Raw genomic sequence first — 15,273 nt, 5'->3', positions numbered from 1 at the left:
AAAAACATGGAGCTAAGGCCCGATCAGTTTGAATTATACGATCTCAAAGTATCTGTAGAAAGTATTTCCGGAAATTGTACCTGTAAGATGTCTGTGGGAGATTGTTTTTATATGAAAGGAGGGAAAATATCTCTCCCCAATAACAAAGATTTTTGTCTTTATGCCCTTCAGGCAAGCATTCCCCTATTACCTGCCAAACAGCGGAAAAATCATCCGGCAGATTGGATGGAAACAGATGCACGAATCATTTGCCCTGATCCAGCCTGCAAACTGATCATGAGGATAGACAGAGCAGATAGTCGGGTGTGGGATCATGATGAAGTGAGCCCAATTAAATGGGAAGAAATACAGGACAAAGAATAAAGAACCTATTCGTGGAAATAGACCACATTTTTATATTCTCCAGAAATAAAGGAGAAGAAGCCAATGAGTTAGTGGAAATGGGCTTTGTAGAAGGGAGTAGTCGCACCCATCCGGGTCAAGGCACACGCAATCGCAAATTTTATTTTGAGAACTTTTTCCTGGAGATTTTATGGGTGGTAAATGAATGGGAAATACAAGATGCCCGAACCCGAAACACCCGGCTTTGGGAGCGATCACAATTTGAAAAAAATGCGCATTCTCCTTTGGGGGTCTGTCTGTTAAATACTCGCAAAAGTGATTCACTTTTTAGCCAAGCTCTCCCCTATCAGCCTATTTATTTTCCGGGGGGCATGCCCATAGATTTTCTCCCTCATATTGGAAGCGAATATTTGCCCTGGACTTTTCGTTTACCCTTCAAAGGAAAACTGAAAAAGGTCGATGAACCGCGGAATCATACAAACGGAATCGTAAGCTTAACGGAAGCCAGCTTTGGAATTCCTGAAGTTGGATTGAATACTCCTTTTGTTTCAGCCTTTGAGTACGAGGATCAGCTCTCCTTTTACTCTTCCCAAAAAATCGACTTGCGTTTGGTTTTTGATCAAAACAGACAAAAGAAACAAATGGTCTTTAAGAGTCTCCCATTGATAATTCATTATTGATATTAATCCTATAGAGATTTATGAATAAAAGCCCAGACTACCTTCGTGAAGTAATTCAGGGGATAACGACAAACGATCCGCTTCATATAAATCTTCAATATGGTTTTGGGGAGAACCCCAATCAATTATTTAAAGAATTTCCGGTAGAGCAATTGGGCGACCTTAGTAAACTTCGATCAATTACCCTCAAAAACCATGATATTCGAAAACTTCCTTCCTCATTTGGAAGGCTGGTAAAATTGCTTTACCTGGATCTTTCGAATATGCCTCTGGAGTCTTTAGCTGAAAATATTGGGGATTTACAGGCCTTGAAGAGTTTACAAGCCTCTAATCTTTCTGAGCCTGACATGGAAGAATATTTTTCCAAAATATTTGAAGGTTCTACACATCCGAGCAAATTTGACAGCATTGCCGGCTTGACAGAACTGCCGAAAAGTTTCGCTCAATTGAAAGGCCTGGAATCTCTGAAACTGGATGGAAATCGCTTCCAAATTTTCCCCAAAGAAATCCTGGAACTGACAAATCTGACCTACCTGGATTTGAGCATGAATGCGATTCAAGAAATACCCGAAGAGATTGCTCAACTTGATCAGCTCAGCTATTTAAAACTGAGTAGAAACAATTTTCGGCACCTGCCCGAAGGAATTTCTAGCCTGAAAAAGCTCAAAAGGCTGCGTCTGGATGGCTTGATTCTGGAAGATCTTCCGGCAGGAATTGGCGGTTTGGAAAGCCTGGAAATGCTGGAAATATGTATGGGTGAACTACATGCCTTCCCTCCAGAGATTCAAAAACTTAAGAATCTACAGGATTTCTATTTAGGAGGGACGAAGATTGATGAAACGGATGTAAACGCTTTACGGGTATTTCTGCCTCATTGCAGATTACATACGGATTTTGATTTAGATATAGATTTAGATTAATCAACGACTGCGCGCAACTCTCAATCCGAATTTCAGATCCTCAATCGCTCTTTCCCAGGCACTTACACTAACGGCATCCATATGCAAAGAAGCAGCTTCTTCTGTAGCGGCTCGAATTTGGGCTGCCCAGGCATCCAATTTGGCATCTGTATTGGCTTCGGAAAGAGGCCCATTTTTAAACTGAACCAATAAATCCTCATATTCTTGTTCAAAGCTCGCCCAGGCTGCCGTTACTTTATCGCAGGCAGCTGATCTTTGGGTAATATTAAAGTTACCAAAGGGAAAAGGTTGACAGTCGTTTCGCGTTTCTCCCCAAGCATCTGCAATCGGAGTTACTGGATTGCGATTTGTAACAATATTCTCAAAGGTATTGTCCATATCCCAGGGAACGAGATGGAGTTTTTGCTTATCGGGCTCCTCATACCAAAAATAATTGTGATTGCTACAGCCGCCACCGCAATACCAGTGAAAGGCCCCATCATCAACTCTGATGGTTCGATCTACCACGGCATAGGCAATGATTTCGGGTACAAACATCCATTTTCGTATGACTGCCTGACGAGTGGAAGAATCCGCAGCTGCAATTTCTTCTGCAAAGCTTCGAATAATTGCTGCAGAAGGATTTTCATCTTCATTTGTTTTCAGACTGGCCAGGTAATCGGATTCATTATAGGGAAGCCCATTGGCTCTCAGCGGCCAGATTTCTTTATATAGATTCCCTTTTCCTTCCTCATAGTTATAGCGGGTAAAGCGCCCATCGATTTGCTCAGTCAAGGCAAAGAGTCCCACATAAGTACCATTTATGATCAAGCGAGCATGTACGGATCTTGGCGCCGAAACCCCCATCTCCTGAAAAAGGCTATATGCAAGTCGCTCTCGCATTTTGGAATCATCCAGGTTTTGAGAGTGAAATTGCAACTTCTTTAATCCGTAAAATTTATAGTCTGCCCCTTGCCAATTGATCTTCACCTTCATCGAAAGTTTGGTGCAGGTTTTATAACCGGAAGGATTCGCCCAATCAGTTCCCGAAACACAGCCAACAAATGCGCCCACAGAACCTTTATACCGAATTCCAACTGGACTAATAACTTCCCCATCGAATGTAAGACTCCCTTCCACATATTCTTCCGCAGTGGGATTCGCATCAATTTTTGACAAAGAAGAGGCCGGAAGGGTCAATTCAAAGGTATGTAGCTGATTCTGATCAAATATGATATCGGAATCAGCATTCATAAACTTTTCATCACCTGTTGGGCTAAGTTGAGGTACTTGATATTCTTCTACCGGAGGAGGAGGATTGACAGGATCTAGCGCTTCTTCACAGGCAAAAAAACTGCTAATCATGCAAAGGCTAAAAAATATGAGAGTATAACGAGACAACATGGGACAATTTTACGATATTTCCTCTTCTCAAATTACGGCCTCAAGCAGTTAGATAAAAGAGAAAGTATTTAGCACTATAAAAACCATGGAATTTAGAAAAATCAAGTATCATGATTATCTCGAAAATGTACCCAAAACGGGAAAACACATACTCATTCAGGAGAATCAGGATCAACTTTTATTTTACCAGGCTTATAATCACAAGATAGCCGATTGGGCCCTGGAACATCAAGAATTAGGTGGCAATGCTTTTAGTTACAATCGGATGTCCTGGATTAAACCCAATTTTTTATGGATGATGTTTAGGTGTGGGTGGGCGCACAAAGAAAATCAGGAATGCGTCCTTGGGATATGGATAAAAAAGCATGATTTCGAACACATCCTACAGGAGGCTGTTTACAGTTCTTTTCAATCAGATATCTATGGTTCAGTAGACAAATGGAAAACAGCTCTGGCCCTGCATGAAGTACGCCTTCAATGGGATCCGGATCATGATATTTATGGAAATAAAGTTGAAAGAAGAGCCATACAATTGGGCTTAAAAGGAAAAATACTAAAAGCCTTTGGTACGGAGATGATAGAAAAAATAGTGGATATGACGCCTTTTGTGAAAGAGCAAAAGGAAATAATAAAGCATAAAAAGCTAGATGAATTGCAAATCCCCGATGAAGGGACATTTTTGTCAAAAAATCCTATTATCAATCAAAAACTGGGACTTTCCTAAGCCACATTCATTTATTCTGGTATGAAACTTTTTAGAAAAGTGAGAAAAGATACATTTAGGAAGAAAAATATAGGAGGCTATTTTCTGTATGCCTCAGGTGAGATAACACTTGTGATCATCGGTATACTTTTGGGGCTTTCTCTAAACAAATGCAATGAAGAGCGGAAACAGGAGAACACTCTGGAAAGCGACCTTAGTCTTATTTTAACAGAACTGGAATCAGATACCCTTGAGGCCCGCAAAATCATTAACTATCACCTGGCCATAAAGGATACGCTACAAAAGATAATCGATGGTACAGTCAGCAAAGAGGAGTTGGCGGGCTGTGATAGATGCCTCACAGTTTTGAGTTCCATCCAACCCTTTGCCATGGACACCCGAGGCTATAATTTACTCAGAAAATACAGCGAAAGCAGCGTGGTTCAGGAAGATACTTTATTGAATAAAATCATGGACTTCTATGCAGGAAATATTGAATCTCAGAAAATTGCTTTTGACTTATTGAGTAATAATCTGGAAAGAAATCTCATTGATTGGCAAGACAATTATCCCTGGTTTCATGAGGTTTTTGGCAAGAATGACTGGCATAATGAAGCATATTTTGCCTACCTTATGGAAGATAAAATCCTTAAGAATAAGATGACCTACCAATCTATTTTGAACTATCAGAACTATGTTCCTCTTCTGGAGTTTTTCATCAAAAATGCCAAGGAGTTAGGCAAGGAAATCAACACGAGACTTAAAGATAAATAGCACATCATGAAAAGCTGGTTTGAATACGAATATGGATACCTGAACGTCGACGCGGAGAATATGTATTTCACTAATACGGGAAACGGTAGTGAGTTGAGAACCCTCAAAGAAATGCCATTCGGCAAAAAAGTAGGCAAGAAAAAACATCCTTTCCTTTTTTTGGGATCTATGGTTTTCCCCTTTTGTTTCTTCTTGTTCGATATGGGATTAACAGGCCAAAGCATTACTGTTATGGCTTGTTTCCTGCTAGTTTTTTATTTCGTCTATAATTACCTCAAGAAAGATATGGGAATCAGCATGTGGATTCCGCTAGAACGAATTGAATTAATTGAAATCAAGACCAATTTTGCGAGAATTTCATACAGAGATCCCCAGGAGCAAGTTCAAAGTGTACCTTTAGATAAGATAGGGAAAGATGGTATTGAAATATTAACACGATTAAAATCTCATTCTTCTCAAAGAGAATGACAGAAATAAAAAATAACTCAAGCTACTGAAAACAAGCCTAAACATGATTCCCACACCTTTTGAAAATATAGCTATCTCTTTATCAGGGGGAGGTTATCGAGCAAGTTGCTTCCACCTTGGAAGTCTTTCCTATCTCAAAGAAAGAGAGTATAAAAACTCCAACCTATTGCAAAAAGTAAGCATCTTATCTACTATATCCGGAGGCACCATAACGGGAGCTATGTACGCCCTTTCGGCAGCAAAAGGAGAAAGTTTTGAAAGCTTCTTTGGAAAACTACATGGTTTATTGGAGAAAGATGAATTAGCCGAATTGGCACTGAAGAAATTAAATAGATCAAAATCCTGGCAAAACGGACAAAAAACAAGAGACTTAATCAATGCATTTGCCGAAGTTTACCATGAGCACTTTTTCGAAGAAGCTACTTTCGAACAATTAAACAATAATAAAAATAGTCATCTGCAGGATTGCATCTTTGGATCATCAGAGTTCACAACGGGCAATCAATTTCGCTTACAGGAAGAGCTAGGTGAAGGGAGATTTGGCAATGCCTTTTTATCTCTTCCTATGGAGGTCGCCAAGAACATTCGATTGGCTGATGCTGTAGCGGCTTCCAGCTGCTTTCCCGGTGGTTTTGAGCCGATGATTATGCCCCGGGATTTTTCATCCGGACCTGATAGTGAGTTGAGTAAGTCTTGGAGTTCAAAAATTCATGATGAACTGGAGTATCCTACTACAGCCATTATGGATGGAGGTATTATTGACAATCAAGGGATCGAAGGAGTGAAATTGGCGGAAGACAGATACAGTAGAAAAAATAAAGGAAAGGCATTTATAGGAACATTCATCGTCTCGGATGTTTCGGAGAAAAAGATGAAACCCTACAAAGTTCCTGAACTCCATCTCAATAAATTTAAGGATCTCATAAACCTTCGAAATGTCAACTTTTTATTTGCCTTCTTACTTATTTCTATCACCTTCTCTTTCATCTTTTTTAGTCCTCCTCGCTGGTTAACAATATTGCTATCCAGTTTGCTCCCTCTTAGTCTGGGTTGGTTTGCCTTATTCTTTTTCTTACGAACGAAATTCAGGGGATTGATGGCACGAAGTTTTGGGGACGCAGATGCAATGGGAATGCGTAAAGACTTAAAAGTCCTCATGAAAACGCCCATTTATGTACTCATTTATTTATTAGAATTGAGGGCTACAAGTTCCTTAAAAATGGTCACAGATGTGTTTATGAGACGCATCAGACAATTACAATTGAGCAGTTTGTTCGATAGAGACTCGGACTGGTTTTACAGAGTTTGCCCCAACTACATTTATACCCTTTTTGAGAAAAAAGATATCGCACTTTCCTTGCAAATAAATGAAATCGTCCACGAAGCCAATCAAATGCCAACTTCCTTGTGGTTCTCCCAAAAAGAAAAGGAAAATAGAGTGCTGGATAAACTCATCGCATGTGGGCAACTTAGTATGTGTTTTAACCTCTTCACTTATATTGAAAATCTGAAAAAAAATCTCAAATATAAGGTTTGGAAAGAGCTTCCTGAAGAAGAGAAAATTGAGCTCGAAAAACTGGAACTAAACATGAAGGAAGATTGGGAACGTTTCCAGAAAAACCCCTATTGGCTTATTGAAAAATTAAAAAGTAGCTAAGGCCCTCTATGGTGGAAATTTTCGATTAAGGCAAACTGTTTGGCTAACAATGGCGTATCCCTATAGTTGTCCTTATAACATACTCCTTTTGCATGGAATCTTCTTTTATTTCCCGCCTATACAAATCTCACCAGCAATGTCCTCAATGTCCCAGCCCACAAAAGCTCGCTGACTTTTTTGACAATGTACTTGGGGCTCTTTTTCCCAATACCTCCTCTCGTATTTTTGAAAGTCAGGAAGAATTGGAATTTTTCCTGATCAATTTGAAAGAGGAGTTGTATGAGATTCTTTTTATGTATCCGAATCGGGAAAACATCCATACAGAAAATAAGGCAGAAGCATTCTTCCATAAACTTCCTGCTATTTATGAAAGTCTGTTGGAGGATAAGAAAGCAATGTTTGAAGGAGATCCAGCAGCAAAAAGTGAGAGTGAGGTTGTTAAATCTTATCCCGGATTTTATGCGATTGCGGCTTATCGAATCGCGCATGAATTGCATGAAATGGGCATAAAACTCATACCCCGGATGATCACCGAACATGCTCATTCCAAAACAGGTATTGACATACATCCCGGAGCCAAGATTGGTCGAAGATTCTGCATAGATCATGGAACCGGAGTTGTCATCGGAGAGACAACTCAGATCGGTAATGATGTGAAAATTTACCAGGGTGTAACCTTAGGTGCCTTAAGTGTTGCGAAAGAAGATGCGAGCAGTAAACGTCATCCTACGATTGAAGACCATGTAGTTCTTTATGCTGGTGCAACTGTACTGGGGGGAGAAACTCATATTGGACATCATAGCATTATTGGAGGAAATACCTGGATTACCCGAAGTGTAGCTCCGCATAGCAAGATTTACTATAAAGCAACTTTACAAAAGGAAAACGAAACCCTAATGTTTAATAAAGAATAAAATGAACCTGGAAAGATTGATTGGAAATACTCCTTTGGTCCAAGTGGAAAAGATCAACCCTAATCCCAATGTGAAGATCTTTTGTAAGCTGGAAGGCCAAAATCCCGGAGGAAGTGTAAAGGATAGAGCCGCCTATGGCATGATCAAGGGAGCCATGGATAGAAAGGAGATTGAGCCGGGTTCAAAACTGGTTGAAGCAACCAGTGGAAATACCGGTATCGCCTTAGCCATGATCGCCCAAAGATTGGGCGTAAATATGACGCTGATCATGCCCGATGGCGCTACTCCGGAACGCGTAAAAACCATGAGAGCCTATGGCGCTGAAGTTCTGTTGACCCCTTCCGAACGAACGATAGAATACTCAAGAGAATTGGCTCAGGAAATGGCTGACAGTGGTAAGTATTTCATGCTCAACCAATTTGCCAATCCTGACAATTATAAAATGCATTACCGAACGACCGGTCCGGAAATATGGAGGGATACCGAAGGAAGTATTACTCATTTTGTATCTGCCATGGGTACTACCGGGACAATTATGGGGGTGTCTCGTTTCCTCAAGGAGCAAAACAGCCAGATCCAGATTGTAGGAACTCAGCCTACGGAAGGTTCTCGTATTCCCGGTATTAGAAGATGGTCGCCTGAGTTTTTGCCAAAAATATATGAGCCCAAACGTGTCGACAGGATCGTTGATGTCAGTCGAGATCAGGCCATTTCCATGACAAGAAGGATGGCCAAAGAGGAAAGTATCATGGGAGGCATGAGTAGCGGAGGGGCTTTACATGCTGCTGTCGAAGTAGCCAAAGGCCTCGAAAAAGGCGTAGTGGTTTGCATCACCTGTGATAGAGGCGACCGTTATTTGAGTTCAGAATTATTTGAGGAATAAGTCTATTCTCCGTAGTAGTCTTTCCAACCTTGTAAATCGAGTCCCAGGGTAAATTCATGGGAAGCTCCAAATACATTGCCGGGCTGGGCACGTGTCATGAAATCTGAGCTATACAGGAATTCCATATTCTTCACGCGCATACCAAACATGAGACTTGCCAGCCAATCGGTTCTGTAAGAACCGCCCACTATCAATTTCTCATCCATGAGATAAAAACGGATTGTTCCCTCTATTTGATAGGGAGTGGCATCTGCTCTTTTCACCAGAACTGAAGGCTCGACTGTCAAGTTATCATACTTAAATCGATAACCTCCAAAAAGGAAATAGTAGGTATATAAACGAGAGATATTGGCTCGGGTGCTTGGGTCGTTTCCAACAGCACTGAGATTTCCCTGAATTAAATTAGGCGCTGAAAAGCCTAACCAGAGATTGTCATTATAATATAGGGCTCCAAAGGAAAGATCCGCCAAATTCAGGTTCCCCATAGCGGCAGCAATTGCAGGATCTGCCTGATCTTGAAAAGTAACCCTTTCCACACGGAAACTTTGTTGAATGTATTTGAGCCCCATACCAAATGAGAGCATATTTTGTCCCATTGATCCTCCATACCCCAGAGGCAGGCGGTAGGCATATGCGAGTTGGGCGCCATTTCTCAGGCTGGGTCCCAGGGCATCCGAGAAGGCCATAACTCCTATGGAGTTTTTATTGTCAAAACGACCGGTATAGCTGACCGTAGCCGTTCTGGGAGCTCCAGGAAAATTTCTCCACTGAAGGCGATAATTGATTCTGACTTCCTGTTGCATACGTGTGCCTGCAACCGCCGGGTTTAATACGAAAGCATTGCTTTTGTATTGGGAGTAAAGAGGTTCTTCCTGGCTAAATGCGGGAAGAATCAGAAGCAAGCTAAAAATGAAGCATAAAAGTTTTTTCATAAGTATTTGTCTTGCCTGCTATTATTTTATGATGGAAACACTGCCCTTATAGGTGCTTCTTCCTTCGGCAGAGTTGATGTGTACGATGTAAAAATAGGTTCCTTCAGCCAGGGCTTTCCCATTGGAAGTCCCTTCCCAACTGTTATCATAGCCTACCTGATAAAATAGTTCCTGGCCCCAGCGGTTGAGAATTTGAATTTCGTTGTCGGGGAAAAAATCCAGACAAGGAATAACAAATTGATCATTGTAACCATCTCCATTAGGAGAAAATCCCATATGAATGTCGAGACAATCCGGACGCTGAGGCAATTCTATTTCAAAAGCTATCAATTGCGAACAACCCGAAGCATCTGTTATAGTAACCGAATAGGCTCCGCCTCTGAGGTTGAATACTTCCTCTCCGGTATCTCCTGTACTCCATTCGTATAGGTAAGGTCCCATTCCTCCTTCTACTACTATTTTAGCGGCACCACTTCCTCTGCCATTATCGGGAATCAGGTCCAGTCTATAATCTAAAGGAGCAGGATCATTCAATTCAAAACCTTCATCCAGAATACAGCCTAAAGAATCCTGGATAGTTACTGTATAGCTTCCAGCTGCCAAATTGAGCTGGTCTTCATCCATAGATCCATTAGACCAGTTAAAACTATAGGGAGCTATTCCGCCTGAAGGGAAAAGGAGAATAGATCCTGTATTTTGTTTGGGACATTGAGGCCCCATAACTATAGGATCTATGATCAAGTCTGATGCTTCTATCACTTCGAGTTCGAAGGAATTGGAACAAGTATTTTCATCTGTTATCAGAATAGATATTTGTCCGGGCGAAAGATTATTAATGGTCGAATCTGTAGAACCATTAGACCAGAGATAGGTATAAAGTCCTGTTCCTCCGCTAATATTCAGGCTTACTTCCTGAGAAGTGCCTCCTTCGCAGACAAATACTTGTCTGCCATTTTGAAGTTCAATTTCTTCTGGCCCAATCAAATCCCTTTGAAGGCGAATCAAGGCACCATTATCATCAATGACATTCAATGCATAAGAACCTGCAGGGATATTATTGAGAACACTATCTCCAAAGCCAGGAGTCCCTTGCCAGGCATATCTATACGGCCTGACTCCTCCACGTATACTTGCTTTTAAGGAACCATCATTCGAATCAAAACAACTTACTGGCCAACCATTATAATCAGTCGTAATCTCCAATGTCCCTATCAGAGGAGAAGGAGAATTTAGAATGATATTAAGCTCATCGGTACAGCCCGAGTTTTGATCACTTACCAGCACTAGATAGGTTCCAGTACTAAGTTGGTCAGCTACTGGTCCACTCAGATTAGGATCATGTGCCCAGCTGTAACTATAGTTGCTGCCAGTGGGAGGCAATATTTCAATTCTACCATCCTGCCCACCAGCTATACTTACCTCAAAGCCTTGATAATCACTAAGCTGCCAGTTGAGGCTTAATTCTGTAACAAAAAAGCGCTCGAAATTTGAAGATAAGTTATGACAAACACTGGCGGTAGCCGTTTGAACCGGTAATCCGGTAGTAGCCGTTAGGTTACCTGTATAAGAAATACCATAAATTCGATAATCATTTGGCGGCAGGAAATTGAGGTCAACCTGTGTAGCAGGAAGTACCCCTAAAATTATGTCCAATGCATCTGTAAGAATGTAGGAATATTCTCCTCCACTGCTATCATTTGTAGTCAAAAGAGTAATATCTACCTCATGGTTCTTACATACCTGTCCTGTAATGCTTGAGTTTACAGTAGAAGGGCCGGAATTGCAAGTGGGCAAATATTGGACAACTTCCAACTCATCTACTCCCATATCCACCAGATCGCTTCCTCCAATAGCATCAATCCTAATTCGAAAATTATTCACCCACATATTGAGGGGTATATCCAAACTAAGCTGTGTCCAATTAGGGTAAACATTCCCATCTAACAATTGACTTTGCCAGTTTTGACCGCCATCTGTTGAGAAGAGAATCTCTAATTGATCTGTTCCTAATCCATTGGAAGAGGGATTTATGACACAGAGATTTAACTTTACTTGAGAGGCATTTGTATTACCCCCAAGGTCTATGGAGGGCGAAATCATACTCGCTCTATCTCCCATACCCAATCCGGAACTATGTCCTAGGGCATAAATACCACTTCCATCGCATCCAAAAGCATCCGGATGTGTTGAAGGGGGGAAATTTGAAGGTTGTGACCAGAAGCAGGAAGGACCCAAATTACAGGATGCAGCACCCAGTACCCAACCTTGGGGTAAACTGGGACTTTGAGCAGTCCATTGGGAAAAGTCTTCTGTGAAGACTGTTGTTTGGGCTTTAACGTACAGAAAAGCGGAATTAAGAACTATAAACAGTCCCAGACGCAAGGTTTTCTGTAGAAAGCCGGGAAGTAGATGTTTCATACAACGTACTTGGAGCAATTCTCCTCGTTCTTTCTATCCCTATCATTAAAAACGGTAATCCAATAGTCTGCAAAATACGAGCTTAGCTAGAGCTAATAGCTCTTTTGTGTATGAGCTGTCATATTTCTAACCTCATTTAGCCAATTTATTCACCTGTAGGATTTTAAGCCAAATGGTAGAACGTAAATTACATGCAAGGAAGCTTAGCAAAAAAGAAGAGTAGGCTGGTAGTAGTAAGTAAATAGCTCTATCCTGGGATAGAGCTATTTATATTACGTTGATATGTGCAATTTATTGCTCCGAGTCGGATCGGATTTATTGAGGCAATAATCTATTCACGACATGGATGACCCCATTGGTGGTCTGAATATTTCCTATGACAATCTCAGAACTGTCATTCAATACAATTATAGAAGAGTTTTGAGGACTTATGGTGTATCCCTCCCGCAAGGTATTCAGTTCTCCCAGGAAAGGATCCAACAATTCCTGACCTGTATAGAAACTATCTACAACATGGGATCTAAGAAGGTCGTTTCTCAGGCTTTCCTCCAAAGAACTTAGCTCACTGACATTGTAGGTAGTCATTAAGGATGCCTCCAGATCCTCATTACTTATGGCAAAAAAGGTATACAAATCCTCATCCCTAAATTTAGCTGCCAGTTCAGGCACAGCATTTACTCCGGAAAGAAGAGCAGAAAAATCCTCATTATCTTCCAGAATATTGTAAACATTGGGGATTCTCAAAACCTCATCTATAACATTGTAAAAGCCACCGAAAGAACCCATATCCTTCTCCAATACCCTGGTAGTTGAATTGATTGTATGCGTGCCATCTTCATTCTTTACATAAATAGCCACCACTCTGTTTTCAGGTCCAGCAGGTGAAGGAGTCAGGTAATATTTTGTCCCAAGGCTTGCCATAGTCGTTGATGCTCCTAAAACATGATATAACATCAAGTCTCGGAGTTCTTCTACAGGAATATCCCCTAGCCCACTGATATTACTTGCCCTAAAATAAGCCTGAAAGGCTTCATTTGTTGGAGCAAAAACAGTAATGGGGTTCCCATTCTTCAAGGCATTGTCATATCCGGCAAGCTGCATAGCCTCCAGAAAAGTCGATAGCCGCTCATCTTCCTGCATGGAGTCAAAGAGTGTTTCTTGAATTTCTGTCTCAAGACATCCATTTAATCCCAATAAAAAAGAAGCTATCAGGATCCATTTATATTTCAACAATCTCATAGGTCGTATATAATCATCTACGGAAATCCAGCAGGGCATTGCTGATATGTACAACCCCATTGGTCGTTTGAATATCTGCCAGAATCAAATCTGCTTCTCCATCAACCCTGATGACATCTACACCTGATATTTCCACTTTCACATCTTCTAATAAAGTTTCATATATAAAATCACTCGCATTTAACAAGTCTTCCGTACGTTGATTTCCCTTAATTATATGATATCTCATAAGGCTGTCCAGGGTCATATCAGGAAGATCGAGAATATTGGTAAGACCGTAGCGATCGTCTAGGGCATTTTCCACATTGGTATTTGCTGTAACCAACAAGGTATATAGTCCATTATTTTCCAAAGAATCTGCCAAACCCTCAGCACGGAATATACCGTTGGCAAATTCTTCGAATGCATCATTCTGCCTCAAAATGCTGAGAATGGTTGGTAAATTGAGGACTTCATCGATGATATTGTAAAAGCCTCCACGAGCGGCAAGGTCTTGATTAACCACCTGTATATTTTTATTTAGTCGAGCTTTGGTACCGGGATTTTCAACCAGTATAGCCAGCAAATTAGTTGTACCACCGACACTAGAAGCTGTGAGATAATATCCATTTCCCAAAGCTGGCAATTCAATCGCAACCGGCAAGATATGATACCGTAGAAGATTCCGGAGATCATCCAGGGGTACATCATTTAGACTGGCAAAGTTGTTCTGGCTAAGGTAACTATCAAAAGCAGCATCCGTAGGCACAAATACTGTTATCGCCTGACCGGAACGAAAATCATCGTCAAATTCCAGGCGATCGATAGCTGCAATAAAACTCGTGGTATTTGGCAAAGCAGCTATTGAGTCATACATCGTTGGTCCCGGATCGGGCTCCTCTTCACATGCAATAAAACTCAGGAGTAAAAGGGAGAATAGAATCCTTAGAAGGATTCCCATAAAGCTATTTATTTTAAGCATATAAGGCTTTTAGGTTTAGAATTTTCGGCTACAAATTAAAGAAATCTAATACTTCAATCATAGATGTAACAAGCTTAGGTTTTCTTTCCCGACTTAGCTGCGGGTATTTTTAAAATAAAAGATATCCGGACGCGAATAATGACCGTTTGCTTCAAAATCCAGGCGCGATTTGGGAATGAGATCCAAATCCAAATCAGCCACAAGTATCCCGGCTTCATCGTACAAGGGACCGGCTAAGATTTCCCCCAAAGGAGAAATGACCATTGAGCCTCCTCTGCACATAATCTCGGATTCATCTTCCAATTCTTCCATAAATCGTTCAGGATACATTTCTTTCTTCACAAATTGATTGCAACTCAAGACAAAACAACGTCCTTCCAGGGCTATATGAATCATACTTGACTTCCAGCTATCTCTGCTATCAGCAGTTGGTGCCAAATGAATGTCCATAGCCCCTTCGTACAAAGCAGCTCTTGCCAGCGGCATATAATTCTCCCAACAAATCAAAGCGCCCATATTGCCATAAGAAGTTGGAAAACTCTTAATGCTGCTCCCATCTCCTTCTCCCCAAATCAAACGCTCCGTTCCTGTAGGCTTGATCTTTCTATGATGCTTGAGTAGAACTCCTTCAGGACTAAAGACGAGAAAACTACAATATAAGCTGCTCCCGGCTTCTCCTTTTTCTACTAGTCCCATCCCAAGGTAGGCATTATGGCTTTTGGCTATCCCTCCCAAAAAGGAAAGCAGACGATCATCCATACGGGGACAGGCTTGCCAGTACTCCATCCATTCATCCCGACCTTCAGGGCTCCTGCTTCCGATACGCGTACCAAAGGATAAGCCTCTGGGATAACCGCCAATAAAAGCCTCAGGGAATAGTATAAGCTTTGCTCCTTTAGCTGCTGCGGCTTTACTAAGAGATTCTACTTTATCCAGACTTTTATCCAGCTCAAATAAAATGGGAGCATCTTGTACCAATGCGACTCTTAAATTTTTCAT

General features: G+C 41.2%; 15 protein-coding genes. 9 read left to right on the top strand and 6 right to left on the bottom strand.

What is annotated here, in order from left to right; translation table 11 throughout:
• The first annotated feature begins 6 nt into the window (after positions 1-6).
• The 3 genes from R8P61_08515 to R8P61_08505 are packed head-to-tail and all read left to right on the top strand — an operon-like array spanning position 7 to position 1,942.
• Positions 7-363 carry a TIGR04076 family protein gene (locus tag R8P61_08515; GenBank protein MDW3647091.1) on the top strand — a complete coding sequence of 119 codons (357 nt, stop codon included), beginning with the start codon at positions 7-9 and terminating at the stop codon, positions 361-363.
• Positions 336-1,022, top strand: coding sequence for a VOC family protein (locus tag R8P61_08510; protein MDW3647090.1), 687 nt, complete (start codon positions 336-338; stop codon positions 1,020-1,022). The genes R8P61_08515 and R8P61_08510 overlap by 28 nt, the downstream gene beginning before the upstream one ends.
• Before the next feature lie 20 nt (positions 1,023-1,042).
• A complete protein-coding gene (locus R8P61_08505) occupies positions 1,043-1,942 on the top strand; it encodes a leucine-rich repeat domain-containing protein (protein ID MDW3647089.1) in 900 nt (299 codons plus the stop codon).
• Here the strand turns inward: R8P61_08505 and R8P61_08500 are convergent, their stop codons facing one another.
• Positions 1,943-3,286, bottom strand: coding sequence for a CotH kinase family protein (locus R8P61_08500; GenBank protein MDW3647088.1), 1,344 nt, complete (start codon positions 3,284-3,286; stop codon positions 1,943-1,945).
• 124 nt (positions 3,287-3,410) lie between these two features.
• On the opposite strand from R8P61_08500, the gene R8P61_08495 reads away from it, so the two are divergent.
• From R8P61_08495 to cysM, 6 genes are all read left to right on the top strand, one after another.
• A complete protein-coding gene (locus tag R8P61_08495; GenBank protein MDW3647087.1) occupies positions 3,411-4,049 on the top strand; it encodes a DUF4291 domain-containing protein in 639 nt (212 codons plus the stop codon).
• Positions 4,050-4,070: 21 nt separating this feature from the next.
• The gene (locus tag R8P61_08490; GenBank protein ID MDW3647086.1) at positions 4,071-4,802 is read left to right on the top strand and encodes a hypothetical protein; all 732 of its coding nucleotides are present in this window, start codon (positions 4,071-4,073) and stop codon (positions 4,800-4,802) included.
• 6 nt (positions 4,803-4,808) lie between these two features.
• Entirely contained in the window at positions 4,809-5,270 is a 462-nt protein-coding gene (locus R8P61_08485) for a hypothetical protein (protein MDW3647085.1), read from the top strand.
• A gap of 43 nt (positions 5,271-5,313) precedes the next feature.
• A complete protein-coding gene (locus R8P61_08480) occupies positions 5,314-6,927 on the top strand; it encodes a patatin-like phospholipase family protein (protein MDW3647084.1) in 1,614 nt (537 codons plus the stop codon).
• Positions 6,928-7,019: 92 nt separating this feature from the next.
• Entirely contained in the window at positions 7,020-7,841 is an 822-nt protein-coding gene (epsC, locus tag R8P61_08475) for a serine O-acetyltransferase EpsC (protein MDW3647083.1), read from the top strand.
• Position 7,842: 1 nt separating this feature from the next.
• Positions 7,843-8,724 carry a cysteine synthase CysM gene (gene cysM, locus R8P61_08470; protein ID MDW3647082.1) on the top strand — a complete coding sequence of 294 codons (882 nt, stop codon included), beginning with the start codon at positions 7,843-7,845 and terminating at the stop codon, positions 8,722-8,724.
• Between the two features lie 2 nt (positions 8,725-8,726).
• Here the strand turns inward: cysM and R8P61_08465 are convergent, their stop codons facing one another.
• The 5 genes from R8P61_08465 to R8P61_08445 all read right to left on the bottom strand — a co-directional run bounded on the left by R8P61_08465 (position 8,727) and on the right by R8P61_08445 (position 15,273).
• On the bottom strand, positions 8,727-9,656 hold the full coding sequence (locus tag R8P61_08465) for a type IX secretion system membrane protein PorP/SprF (protein ID MDW3647081.1): 930 nt from the start codon (positions 9,654-9,656) through the stop codon (positions 8,727-8,729).
• 21 nt (positions 9,657-9,677) lie between these two features.
• Positions 9,678-12,074: a gliding motility-associated C-terminal domain-containing protein gene (locus tag R8P61_08460; protein ID MDW3647080.1), complete on the bottom strand. Its 2,397-nt coding sequence runs from the start codon at positions 12,072-12,074 to the stop codon at positions 9,678-9,680.
• A gap of 315 nt (positions 12,075-12,389) precedes the next feature.
• A complete protein-coding gene (locus tag R8P61_08455) occupies positions 12,390-13,313 on the bottom strand; it encodes a fasciclin domain-containing protein (protein ID MDW3647079.1) in 924 nt (307 codons plus the stop codon).
• Between the two features lie 13 nt (positions 13,314-13,326).
• Positions 13,327-14,253 (bottom strand): fasciclin domain-containing protein, encoded by a 927-nt coding sequence (locus R8P61_08450; GenBank protein MDW3647078.1) that lies wholly within the window; start codon positions 14,251-14,253, stop codon positions 13,327-13,329.
• Positions 14,254-14,367: 114 nt separating this feature from the next.
• On the bottom strand, positions 14,368-15,273 hold the full coding sequence (locus tag R8P61_08445) for a carbon-nitrogen hydrolase family protein (GenBank protein MDW3647077.1): 906 nt from the start codon (positions 15,271-15,273) through the stop codon (positions 14,368-14,370).

The sequence above is a fragment of the Bacteroidia bacterium genome (genome assembly GCA_033391075.1).
Classification (GTDB): Bacteria; Bacteroidota; Bacteroidia; order J057; family J057; genus JAWPMV01.
The sequence above is the reverse complement of the archived record's forward strand: the minus strand, read 5'-3'. Positions and strand labels throughout refer to the sequence as shown.

What these genes read in the sequence shown, in the direction of transcription:
- R8P61_08515 (MDW3647091.1), top strand. Translation starts at nt 7, where the DNA reads ATGGAGCTAAGGCCCGATCAGTTTGAATTATACGATCTCAAAGTATCT.
- R8P61_08500 (MDW3647088.1), bottom strand. Translation starts at nt 3,286, where the DNA reads ATGATTAGCAGTTTTTTTGCCTGTGAAGAAGCGCTAGATCCTGTCAAT.
- R8P61_08460 (MDW3647080.1), bottom strand. Translation starts at nt 12,074, where the DNA reads ATGAAACATCTACTTCCCGGCTTTCTACAGAAAACCTTGCGTCTGGGA.
- cysM (MDW3647082.1), top strand. Translation starts at nt 7,843, where the DNA reads ATGAACCTGGAAAGATTGATTGGAAATACTCCTTTGGTCCAAGTGGAA.
- R8P61_08490 (MDW3647086.1), top strand. Translation starts at nt 4,071, where the DNA reads ATGAAACTTTTTAGAAAAGTGAGAAAAGATACATTTAGGAAGAAAAAT.
- R8P61_08455 (MDW3647079.1), bottom strand. Translation starts at nt 13,313, where the DNA reads ATGAGATTGTTGAAATATAAATGGATCCTGATAGCTTCTTTTTTATTG.
- epsC (MDW3647083.1), top strand. Translation starts at nt 7,020, where the DNA reads ATGGAATCTTCTTTTATTTCCCGCCTATACAAATCTCACCAGCAATGT.
- R8P61_08485 (MDW3647085.1), top strand. Translation starts at nt 4,809, where the DNA reads ATGAAAAGCTGGTTTGAATACGAATATGGATACCTGAACGTCGACGCG.
- R8P61_08505 (MDW3647089.1), top strand. Translation starts at nt 1,043, where the DNA reads ATGAATAAAAGCCCAGACTACCTTCGTGAAGTAATTCAGGGGATAACG.
- R8P61_08465 (MDW3647081.1), bottom strand. Translation starts at nt 9,656, where the DNA reads ATGAAAAAACTTTTATGCTTCATTTTTAGCTTGCTTCTGATTCTTCCC.
- R8P61_08480 (MDW3647084.1), top strand. Translation starts at nt 5,314, where the DNA reads ATGATTCCCACACCTTTTGAAAATATAGCTATCTCTTTATCAGGGGGA.
- R8P61_08450 (MDW3647078.1), bottom strand. Translation starts at nt 14,253, where the DNA reads ATGGGAATCCTTCTAAGGATTCTATTCTCCCTTTTACTCCTGAGTTTT.
- R8P61_08510 (MDW3647090.1), top strand. Translation starts at nt 336, where the DNA reads ATGGGAAGAAATACAGGACAAAGAATAAAGAACCTATTCGTGGAAATA.
- R8P61_08445 (MDW3647077.1), bottom strand. Translation starts at nt 15,273, where the DNA reads ATGAAAAATTTAAGAGTCGCATTGGTACAAGATGCTCCCATTTTATTT.
- R8P61_08495 (MDW3647087.1), top strand. Translation starts at nt 3,411, where the DNA reads ATGGAATTTAGAAAAATCAAGTATCATGATTATCTCGAAAATGTACCC.